The 9,853-nt window shown below is 67.5% G+C and carries 11 protein-coding genes and 1 other RNA gene; 7 read left to right on the top strand and 5 right to left on the bottom strand.

Going from position 1 to position 9,853, the window contains the following annotated elements:
- Positions 1–7: 7 nt before the first annotated feature.
- The gene (locus tag ABWP09_RS01300; protein ID WP_353203372.1) at positions 8–1,411 is read left to right on the top strand and encodes a UdgX family uracil-DNA binding protein; all 1,404 of its coding nucleotides are present in this window, start codon (positions 8–10) and stop codon (positions 1,409–1,411) included.
- Between the two features lie 65 nt (positions 1,412–1,476).
- Entirely contained in the window at positions 1,477–1,860 is a 384-nt protein-coding gene (locus ABWP09_RS01295) for a hypothetical protein (protein WP_353203360.1), read from the top strand.
- Positions 1,861–1,985: 125 nt separating this feature from the next.
- Here the strand turns inward: ABWP09_RS01295 and ABWP09_RS01290 are convergent, their stop codons facing one another.
- Together ABWP09_RS01290 and ssrA are read right to left on the bottom strand one after the other, a co-directional pair.
- A complete protein-coding gene (locus ABWP09_RS01290; protein WP_353203359.1) occupies positions 1,986–2,504 on the bottom strand; it encodes a TetR family transcriptional regulator in 519 nt (172 codons plus the stop codon).
- A gap of 87 nt (positions 2,505–2,591) precedes the next feature.
- Positions 2,592–2,934, bottom strand: a transfer-messenger RNA (tmRNA) gene (ssrA, locus tag ABWP09_RS01285).
- A gap of 42 nt (positions 2,935–2,976) precedes the next feature.
- Between ssrA and ABWP09_RS01280 the strand changes: the two genes are divergently transcribed.
- Complete coding sequence (locus tag ABWP09_RS01280; RefSeq protein ID WP_353203371.1) at positions 2,977–3,408, top strand: RrF2 family transcriptional regulator; 432 nt, start codon at positions 2,977–2,979, stop codon at positions 3,406–3,408.
- Between the two features lie 120 nt (positions 3,409–3,528).
- Here the strand turns inward: ABWP09_RS01280 and mscL are convergent, their stop codons facing one another.
- Positions 3,529–3,957: a large conductance mechanosensitive channel protein MscL gene (gene mscL / locus ABWP09_RS01275; RefSeq protein ID WP_353203358.1), complete on the bottom strand. Its 429-nt coding sequence runs from the start codon at positions 3,955–3,957 to the stop codon at positions 3,529–3,531.
- 81 nt (positions 3,958–4,038) lie between these two features.
- Here mscL and ABWP09_RS01270 point away from each other — a divergent pair, with 81 nt between their 5' ends.
- From ABWP09_RS01270 to ABWP09_RS01255, 4 genes are read left to right on the top strand one after another with little or no spacing between them, the layout of a single operon-like run.
- Complete coding sequence (locus ABWP09_RS01270; protein WP_353203357.1) at positions 4,039–4,629, top strand: LemA family protein; 591 nt, start codon at positions 4,039–4,041, stop codon at positions 4,627–4,629.
- Positions 4,630–4,655: 26 nt separating this feature from the next.
- Positions 4,656–5,522, top strand: a complete 867-nt coding sequence (locus ABWP09_RS01265; RefSeq protein ID WP_353203356.1) for a TPM domain-containing protein — start codon at positions 4,656–4,658, stop codon at positions 5,520–5,522.
- Positions 5,522–6,187: a TPM domain-containing protein gene (locus ABWP09_RS01260; RefSeq protein WP_353203355.1), complete on the top strand. Its 666-nt coding sequence runs from the start codon at positions 5,522–5,524 to the stop codon at positions 6,185–6,187. The genes ABWP09_RS01265 and ABWP09_RS01260 overlap by 1 nt, the downstream gene beginning before the upstream one ends.
- Positions 6,184–6,720, top strand: coding sequence for an NUDIX hydrolase (locus tag ABWP09_RS01255; protein WP_353203354.1), 537 nt, complete (start codon positions 6,184–6,186; stop codon positions 6,718–6,720). The genes ABWP09_RS01260 and ABWP09_RS01255 overlap by 4 nt, the downstream gene beginning before the upstream one ends.
- A 128-nt stretch (positions 6,721–6,848) precedes the next feature.
- Here ABWP09_RS01255 and ABWP09_RS01250 read toward each other — a convergent pair whose 3' ends face one another.
- Both ABWP09_RS01250 and hrpB read right to left on the bottom strand, forming a co-directional pair.
- Entirely contained in the window at positions 6,849–7,130 is a 282-nt protein-coding gene (locus ABWP09_RS01250) for an ETC complex I subunit (protein ID WP_353203353.1), read from the bottom strand.
- A gap of 10 nt (positions 7,131–7,140) precedes the next feature.
- On the bottom strand, positions 7,141–9,726 hold the full coding sequence (gene hrpB / locus ABWP09_RS01245; RefSeq protein ID WP_353203352.1) for an ATP-dependent helicase HrpB: 2,586 nt from the start codon (positions 9,724–9,726) through the stop codon (positions 7,141–7,143).
- Positions 9,727–9,853: the final 127 nt, after the last annotated feature.

The raw sequence follows: 9,853 nt of genomic DNA, 5'->3' as shown, positions 1-9,853 counted from the left end.
CAGGCCGATGCACGTCGTAACGCTGGACCAACCCGATGATCTCGACGGCTGGCGTAGCGCTGCGCGCGCGCTGGCGATGGCAGGGGTAAATCCTGCTGACATCGTTTGGCAGGTGGGCGATCTGGCAACCGATCTGTTCGCGGGCGCGGCTGATCCGCTGCCGACGACCGGCACGCCGTTCGCGGTACCGCGCGCGTTTCTCGATCTTGCGCGCTCGGTCGTGCTGCACCGCGACCCCGAGCGCTTCGCCTTGCTCTACACGCTGCTGGCGCGGCTGCGCGCGCAGCCCGGTGCGATCGCCGACCGGGCCGATCCGCTGGTGCGACGACTCGAACATCTGGCGCAAGAGGTGCGACGCGATATCCACAAGATGCGCGCGTTTCTGCGCTTCCGCGAAGTGGCCGAGGCGGATGGCACCCCGCGCTTCGTCGCGTGGTTCGAACCCGACCATCATATCCTGCGCTACAATGCCAAATTCTTTATCGACCGCTTCGCTAGTATGCGCTGGTCGATCCTGACGCCCGATCGGTCGATCCATTGGGACGGCGTGACGCTCAGCGAGGGGCCGGGCGCGGTCAAAGGCGATGCCCCCGCTGGCGATCCGATCGAGGAGGTGTGGAAGACCTATTATGCCTCGATCTTCAACCCGGCGCGCGTGAAGATCGGCGCGATGCTCAAGGAAATGCCGCGCAAATATTGGAAGAACATGCCCGAAACCGCTTTGGTGCCAGGGCTGATCGCGGCGGCGCAAGCGCGCGAGAGCGGGATGATCGCCACCGCCAAAGACAAACAAGACCATGAGATTGGCGGCAATGTCGCGGCGGCGTGGGCGCTGCTGCGCGACGAAGCGGCGGGGTGCACGCGCTGCCCGCTGTACCAACCCGCGACGCAGACGGTGTTCGGCGAGGGGCCGGTCGATGCCGCGCTGATGTTCGTCGGTGAGCAGCCCGGTGATCAGGAGGATCTGGCCGGGCGGCCGTTCGTCGGCCCGGCAGGGCAAGTGTTCGACCGCGCGCTGGCGGCGGCGGGGATCGCGCGAGCGGGGGTGTACGTCACCAATGCGGTCAAGCATTTCAAGTTCGAACAGCGCGGGGTCCGCCGCATCCATGCCAAGCCGGGGGTGGGCGAGATCGACGCGTGCCGCTGGTGGGTGGAGCAGGAACGCTTGCTGGTGCGGCCCAGGCTGACGGTGGCACTCGGCGCGACCGCGGCGCGCAGCCTGTTCGGGCGGACGGTGACGATCGGCAAGGAGCGGGGGCGGGTGCTCGCGCTGCCCGACGGGAGCGAGGGATGGATTACGGTGCATCCGAGCTATGTGCTGCGGATCGAGGACAAGGGCGCGGCGGCGGAAGAGTTCGACCGCTTCGTCGCGGATTTGCGCGCGGCGAGTCAGCGGATCGCTGCCCGCTGATAAGACTTGTAGCGATCGCTACAACGCTGTAGATCAGTCCGTAGCACTCGCTACGGAGATTTGACATGACCGAGCTTACGCAGCGCCAGATCCTCATCCTTGTTATCTTCGGTATCTCGCTGTGGTTCGGCGGCGCGCTGCTGATCCGCGTGGTCGAGCCGCTCGGCGCGTTGCGCGGGGTCGGCGTGCCGATCCTCTATGCGGCGCTCATTCCCGGCACCTATCCCTTCATCCTGCTGGCGCAGTGCATGGCGCGGTTGCAGCCGGGGCAGACGCTTCATGCCGTCGCGATCGCGACGATGAGCGCGACCTTCCTCGATGGAATTGCGCTGATGGTCTATCCCGCGCTGTACGGTGCCGATCGCGGTGGCGCGGGCGCGGCGATCCTGTGGGGTGGGGCGGTTGGCCTCGCGCTCGCGCTGGTGATGGACCGGTCGAAGCGCGGTTAAATCGGTGGACCTCCTCCCGTTCGCCCTGAGCCAGTCGAAGGGCTGCGTGTCACCCACACGGCGGTACTTGTGATGAGCAGGGCTTCGACAGGCTCAGCCCGAACGGTTGGGGGTACGCGCTACATTTAATCCAAAGCCGCCCGCGCCACATCCTCCAGCCCGATGCTCTTCAACAGCACCATGCCCTCGACCGTCACGAGCAAGCGCGCGGCGTCGCGCGACGGATCTTCGCTGTCGAGCTGGCCTGCCCCCCAGGCGAGGAAGCCGCGCCCGATCTGTCCGCCAATCTCGCGGTAGAGCGCATCGCCCTGTCCCGCGCGCGCCGCCATTTCCAACCACAATCGCATGAACGGCCAGAACGCATCATCGAGCACGATCGGCACCAGCCGCGCGCGCAAGGCGTCGAACGCGAGCGGTGTCGCGGCGGTGTTCGCGCCGAGCAACACCACCATCCGCGCGGCGACCCTCTCCAGCGTCGCCGCCATGATCTCGGCCTTGTCCTTGAAATGGTAGAGCAGCATCCGGTCGCTCAATCCCGCCGCCGCCGCGAGCGGGCGCAGGCTCGATCCGGCAAGGCCGCGCGCGAGCAGATGATCCGCCAATTTGTCGAGCAAGTCGGTGCGCTGCGTATCCGATCTGACCACTGCGCCCCCGAGACTGGCTGCTGACGCCTGCGGCCGATGCGCAGGGAAAAGGTGGGGGTTTCTGTTGCTCGGTACCCCCGGACCGCCGGTGTCTGCTTCTGTTGCCCGGTGCAGCCCGAACCGCGTTCTTTTGGGGTAACCTAGGCCGTTAGGCCTTCAGTTACGCCGCAATCGCGAGTGCTTCGTTATCGTTAGCACTTGTGGTTTTGAGCCTTTTACAGGTTACTCAGCCCGGGCAAAAACGGCGCCTTTCAATACACGTCGATCCTGGTTCGACCCCGTCAGAGCCCCTCTCGGGAGAGGGGTTTTGGTGGAGTCGCCGGGTACTGCCCCCGGGTCCGCTGCATCTATTTCACGCCGCACTTTATCGCCATAGCCGGACGAATCCGGTACAGCTGATATAGGGGTTGGCCGCGAAATTGCAAAGCCTGCCTTCCACTCGCCACAAATCGGGTGCATGGGGTATAGTATCATGTTGACGCAACGTTCCCGCTACGCCCTTCGTGCAATGCTGTTTTTGGCCGAGGCCCCCGCAGGTGGCCCCCCGATCCCGATGAACCGGATCGCCGCCGAAGCCAATGTCCCACGCAAATTCCTTGAGCTGATCCTCGCCGATTTGCGCGAGGCGGGTTTTCTGCACAGCCACCGCGGCAAGATGGGCGGCTATTGCCTGTCACGCCCGACGCACCTGATTTCGCTCGGCGAGGTCATTCGCGTGATCGAGGGGCCGCTTGCGCTGGTCCCGTGCGTCAGCCGCACCGCGTATCGCAGCTGCAAGGATTGCAAGGACGAAGCGACCTGCGCGATCCGCCACGCAATGCTGCGCGTGCGCGACGAGACCGCGCGGATCCTCGACGGCACCAGCCTGGCCGATGCGGCAGCCGAGGAATTGGTCGCGGCGTAAGGTACTAGAGGAACCACACCCGCCGTTCGCCCTGAGCCTGTCGAAGGGCTGCTCTCCTCTGGTGCCCCGCGCGCAGTAGGAGGGCAGGGCTTCGACAAGCTCGGCCCGAACGGGGGTGTATTAGCGCTTCTTCAGTTCGTCCCGGATTTCGCGCAGCAGCGTCACATCCGCCGGTTCGACCGGCTCTGCGACCACTTCCGGCGCTGGCGGCATCATCCGGTTCACGCCGCGCACGATCAGGAAGATGATGAACGCGACGATCACGAAATTGACCGCCGTCGTCACAAACGCGCCATAGCCGAGCAGCGGCACGCCAGCCTTTTTCAGCGCGGCATAATCGGACGATCCGGCGAGCGCGGCGGGCACCGTGCCCAGCACCACGAAATAGCTCGAAAAATCGAGTCCGCCGAAAATCTTGCCGATCACCGGCATGATGACATCATCTGTCAGCGAGGTGATGATCTTGCCGAACGCCGCGCCGATGATCACCGCGACCGCCAGATCGAGCACGTTGCCGCGTGCGATGAAGGTCTTGAACTCCTTGAACATGGCACGTGCCCTCCCGATTTCACTTCGTGTCGCCACCCTAGACGGGTATCATGGCGGCACAAGATCTGGAGGGACACGTCAATGAAGTATCGCACCCTGTTCGCACTCGCCGCCAGCGTTACGCTCGCGGGCTGCGGCCTCAACAGCGTGCCGACGGCGGAAGAAAACGCCAAGGCGAAATGGGCCGATGTCGAGAATTACTATCAGCGCCGCGCCGATCTGATCCCCAATCTGGTCGCGACGGTGAAGGCGGCCGGCGCGCAGGAAAAGGCGATCCTGGTCGAGGTGACGCAGGCCCGCGCGTCGGCGAGCCAGGTCAAGGTGTCGGGCGCGGACCTCAACGATCCGGCCAAGGTGCAGGCCTATGAGCGGGCGCAGAACGGCGTGACACTGTCGTTGCAGCGCTTGCAGGAGGCTTATCCCGAGCTGAAATCGCAGGGCAATTACGCCACGCTGATGTCGCAGCTGGAAGGCACCGAGAACCGCATTTCGACTGCGCGGCACGATTATAACGAGGCGGTGCAATCGTATAACACCACGATCCGCACCTTCCCCGATGCGATCGGCGCCAAAGTGTTTTACGGTGCCAAGCCGCTGGTGCCGTTCAAGGCGACCACGCCGGGGGCGGAAGCCGCGCCATCCGTCGCGAACGCATTCGGCAACACCAACTGAACGATCCGGGCCGGAGGCCCACTTTTATGCGCCTGATTCAGGCTATTCTCGCGGCGTTCGCTGCGCTGCTGCTGGGGCTGTCCCCGGCAGCGGCGCAGACCTATCCGAAATTTACCGGTTTGGTCGTCGATGCCGCCAACGTCCTGCCCGCCGCAACCAAGGCGGACCTTAACGCAAAGCTGCAGGCCTTGCAGCGCGATACCAAGCGGCAATTGGTGGTGGCGACGATCCCCGATCTGCAGGGGCGTGAGATCGCGGAGTATGGCGTTGGCCTGCTTCGAGCGTGGGGCGTCGGGCTGAAGGACGTCAATAACGGCGCGATCCTGTTCATTGCGCCCAAGGACCGCCGTGTCCGGGTCGAGGTCGGGTACGGCCTCGAGCCAATTCTCACCGATGCTTTCTCCGGACTGGTTATCCGAGAGCAGATGGCCCCGAAATTGAAGCAAAATGACTATGCTGGCGCGCTTGAGGCGGGCACCGACGCGATCATCGCGCAGCTTCGCGCCTCGCCCGAGGAGCAGAAGGCGCGGCTCGATGCGGCGGCGGCGGAGTTTGATCGCACGCACAAAACGTCGCGATCCGGCGGCGGGTTCCCGGTCGGGCTGATCATCTTCGGCTTTATCGCGCTGTTCGTGCTGCTGTCGTTCGGGCGACGCGCGGGCGGCCAAAAATATGCCGCGCGCGGTGGCGACGGTGGTTTGATGCCGATCATCCTGTGGGGCATCGCCAATGAAATCGGCAATCAGGCGTCGCGCGGAAGCTGGGGCGGTGGTGGCTCGGGCTGGGGCAGCGGCGGTTCCGGCGGTGGCAGCGACTCCGGCTGGGGCGGCAGCGATTTCAGCGGCGGCGGTGGCGGTTCGGGCGGTGGCGGCGGCGCATCGGGGGATTGGTGATGGTGCAATTCGTTCTTACCGCCGCTGATCGGGATCGTGTGACCGAGGCCGTCGCCGCGGCCGAACGCGGCACCGATGGCGAGATCGTGACGATCGTCGCGGCAAGTTCGGATCGCTATCAGGATGTCCCGCTGCATTATGCGGTGCTGGCGATGCTGTTGGCGGCGGCGCTCGCGACGGTCGATGTGGATTGGCTCAGCTGGGGCGGCAGCGCGTGGGAGGCGGTCGATGCGGGGCGCATCCTGCTCGGCCTCGTCATCGTGCAAGCCGTGCTGTTCCTCGCGGTGCGCTATGCCGTCGCGTGGACGCCGCTCAGGATGGCGCTGACCCCGCGCGCGACCAAGCGGCGGCGCGTGCGGCGGCGCGCGGTGCAATTTTTCAAGGTCGGGGCCGAACGCCGCACGCAAGCGCGCGTCGGCATCCTGCTCTATCTGTCGACCGACGAGCATATGGCCGAATTGATCGCCGATGAAGCGATCGTGCGCGCGGTGCCGCCCGAGCGCTGGGGCGATGCGATGGCGGCCTTGGTCGGCGCGGTGCGCGACGGGCGATCGGGCGACGGAATGGTCGCGGCGGTCACCGCGATCGGCGCGATTCTGAGCGAAAGCTTCCCCAAGACGACCGACGACGTCAACGAACTGCCCGACCGGGTGATCGAACTTTGACGCTTCGACAGGCTCCGGGCGCGCGGGCAACGATTGTCTGGGAAGGCAAGTATATCAAGGTGCTGCAGGACGGCACCTGGGAATATGTGTCGCGCGCACGCGGAATTCAGGCGGCGGTGATTCTGGCGGTCGCGGACGGGCATGTCCTGCTGGTCGAGCAATATCGCGTGCCGCTCGGGCGGCGCTGTCTCGAATTGCCGGCCGGGCTGGTCGGCGACGAGGATGCCGGCGAGAGCGTCGTGGCGTCGGCCGCGCGCGAGCTGGAGGAGGAGACCGGCTATCGTGCCGGCGCGATCACGCCGCTCGGTTTCTTCCATTCCTCGCCGGGGATGGTGTCCGAAGGGTTCACGCTGGTGCGCGCGACCGAACTGGTACGCGTCGGCGACGGCGGTGGGCAGGGCGACGAGGATATCACGGTGCTGCGCGTGCCGGTGGACGGGCTTGCCGACTTCGTCGCGGCGAAACGCGCTGAGGGCGTGGCGATCGACGTCAAGCTGCTGCTGTTGCTGGGTGCGGGGATGCTGGCGGGCTGAGGCACACCCTTCCCCGGCGAAGGCCGGGGCCCAGTTTCGGTGATCGCTGCTATCGCGCGCTGCGTGCGCCAAATTCTGCCGCGCCTCTGGGCCCCGGCGTTCGCCGGGGAAGGGCGCGAGCGCTGTTCCTACCGGAAATTATCCGCGTAGGACTGCAGCTTCAGCGTGCGCTCGGGCGCGGCGATGACGGTGAAGGCGAGGCCCTGCTGTTCGGCATAAGCGATCGCCGCCGCCTGCGTCGGGAAGGTGAGCCGCACCTGATCGTTGGTGTCGCCTGACCCCGCCCAGCCGGTCAGCGGATCGGGACGCTTGGCCTCGGCGGGCGCGAACTCGAGCACCCAGATGCTGGTGCGGGCACGGCCCGACGACATGGAGTTTTTCGGGCGTTGATAGATTCGGGCGGTCGACATGCTTGCTCCCTTATCGCGCTTTTCCCGCCCGCGCATCCGCGTTTTTCGTGCGCAGCGTCGCGGGCGCGGCGGCGGGGTCGTCGGGCCAGGGGTGGCGCGGATAGCGACCGCGCATTTCCTTCGCCACGGCGGCCCAGCTGCCCGCCCAGAAGCCGGGCAAATCGCGCGTCGTCTGGATCGGACGACCGGCGGGCGAGGTGAGGCTGAGCACCAGCGGCACGCGCCCGCCCGCGACCATCGGGTGCGTGGCGAGGCCGAACAGCGCTTGCGGGCGGAGCTCGACGCGTGGGCCGCCTTCGGCAGCATAATCGATTGCGTGGGTGGAGCCGGCGGGGCTGGTGAAATGCGTCGGCGCGAGCCGGTCGATCGTGCGCAGCGCATCCCAGCCAATCAGCGTGCGCAGTGCCTCCGCGAGCGCACTCGCGTCGACCGCGTCGAGGCGGCGCTTGTCCGCGAGCAGCGGGGTGAGCCACGCCTCGGCGCGTGCCAGCAGCGCTGCGTCGTCAAGCGCGAGCTCAGCCCCGCCATGCGCCGCCGCGAAAGCGGCGCGGTGGCGGAGCGCGAGCGCCGCGTCGCTCCACGGCAAGCGCGCGAGGCCGTGGGTGCGAACGCCGTCCAGCAAGGCGGCGGCAATCGCCTCCGGGTCGGCGTTGGCGTCTGGTCCGCTCGACAGGCGCAGCGCCCCGAGGCGACGTTCGCGCAGCGCCTGGATGCCGCCGGTCGCCGGATCGAAGGCCACGCTGCGGTGCGTGGCGATTCGGTCGCCGAACAACGCTTCGATCGTCGGCAAGTCGATCGCGGCGGCGGAGAGGATGCGCGCGCCCGACGCCATGCCCTGCGTCTCGGCCACCGCCAGCCATTCTTCGCGCGCGAGGCTGGAGGTGGGATCGAGCTTGAACCCGCGCCCGCCGACCGATGCCCACATCTCGCCCGATGCGTCGCGGCGGCGCGCGATGCGATCGGGGAAGGCGAGGGCGATGGGGATGGACTCCCTCTCCCCTCCGGGGAGAGGGTTGGGGAGAGGGGCTGTCATAGCGTTTTGTACGGCCCCTCTCCCGACTTCGCTGCGCTCGTCTGCCCTCTCCCCGGAGGGGAGAGGGCGAATGAAGCTCGCCCACCGTCGCGCCAGCTTGCGCCCAGCCTCGGCGCGCTGCCCGCGTTCGGTCCGCCATCGCCGGCGGCGCGTTTCCAAATCGACGTCATTGCCGCCGAGCCCGCGCTCTCCAAGCAGCACCGCGACCTCCGCTGCGACCACACCCAGCCCGAGCTCCCCGCTACGCACCAGCATGTGCCCGAGCCGCGGGGACAGCGGCAAGCGCGCGATGGCGTGGCCGTGCGGTGTCGGGCGGCCATCAACGTCGAGCGCCTCCAGCGCCGTCAACCGCGCGCGCGCCTCCTGCACCGCCGCTTCGGTCGGCGGATCGAGCCAGCGTAAGCTGCGCGGGTCGGTCACGCCCCAAATCGCGCAATCGAGCGTCAGCGCGGACAGATCGGCCTCGAGGATTTCGGGCGGGTCGAAGCGCGGCAGCCCCGCCGTCGCCGCTTCCTCCCACAAACGGTAAGCAACGCCCGGCATTTGCCGCGCGGCGCGACCGGCGCGTTGCGTGACGGCGGCCTGGCTCGCGCGTTCGGTGACGAGCCGCGTCATCCCCGCCGCCCGATCGTAGCGCGGGCGCCGCGCCAGCCCCGAATCAACCACCACCGAAATGCCGTCGAGCGTCAGGCTGGTCTCGGCGATGCTCGTCGCGAGCACCACCTTGCGCAGACCCTCGCGGTCGGGCGCGATCGCAGCGCGCTGGGCGGCGGGATCGAGGCTACCGTGGAGGCGGTGGAGGACGATGTCGCCGCCGAGCGCGTCGAGCCGCTCGGCGGTGCGCTCGATCTCGGCGACGCCGGGCAGGAAAGCGAGCACGCCGCCACTTTCCGCGCGCAGCGCGAGCCGGATCGCGGCGGCGACCGAATCCTCGATCCGCGCCTCGGCGGCGCGACCGATATTGCGCAGCGTCAGCGGGTGCATCCGGCCCGCGCTTTCGATCACCGGTGCGTCGCCCATCAGGACGGAAAAGCGCGCGCCGTCGAGCGTCGCCGACATCGCCAGCAAGCGCAGATCGGGCCGCAGCGCGCCTTGCGCATCGAGCGCGAGCGCGAGGCCGAAATCGCTGTCGAGGCTGCGCTCATGCACTTCGTCGAACAGCACCGCCGATACGCCCGAAAGCTCGGGATCGGCCTGAATCCGCGCGACGAAAATCCCCTCGGTCACCACCGTCACGCGCGTTGCGGCCGAGCGCTTCGAATCCATCCGCGTCGCATAGCCGAAGGTGTGGCCGACGCTTTCGCCGGCATTCGCCGCCATGCGTTCGGCGGCGGCGCGCGCGGCAAGCCGGCGCGGCGAGAGCAACAGGATCTCGCCGCTGCACCACAGCTCGGTGAGCAGCGCGGGCGCGACGGCAGTCGTCTTGCCCGCGCCCGGCGGCGCAACCAGCACGGCGTTCGCGCAGTCTCGCAGCGCCGCGAGCAAATCGGGCAAGACGGCATGGATCGGCAACGCGGTTTGCCCGCGGGGGGATCGTTCGGGTTTGGCTGACAGATTTGTCATCCCCGGGGTCCTAGTATCTCACGGGGGGCTGATGCTAGCGTCTTCCCCTATTTGACGAAAGCGAGTGCATTGGCCGGACATAGCCACAGTCATCACGGGCACGACCATGGGCACGACCACGGGCACG

Source organism: Sphingomonas sp., assembly GCF_040398505.1.
Taxonomy (GTDB): Bacteria; Pseudomonadota; Alphaproteobacteria; order Sphingomonadales; family Sphingomonadaceae; genus Sphingomonas.
The sequence above is the reverse complement of the archived record's forward strand: the minus strand, read 5'-3'. Positions and strand labels throughout refer to the sequence as shown.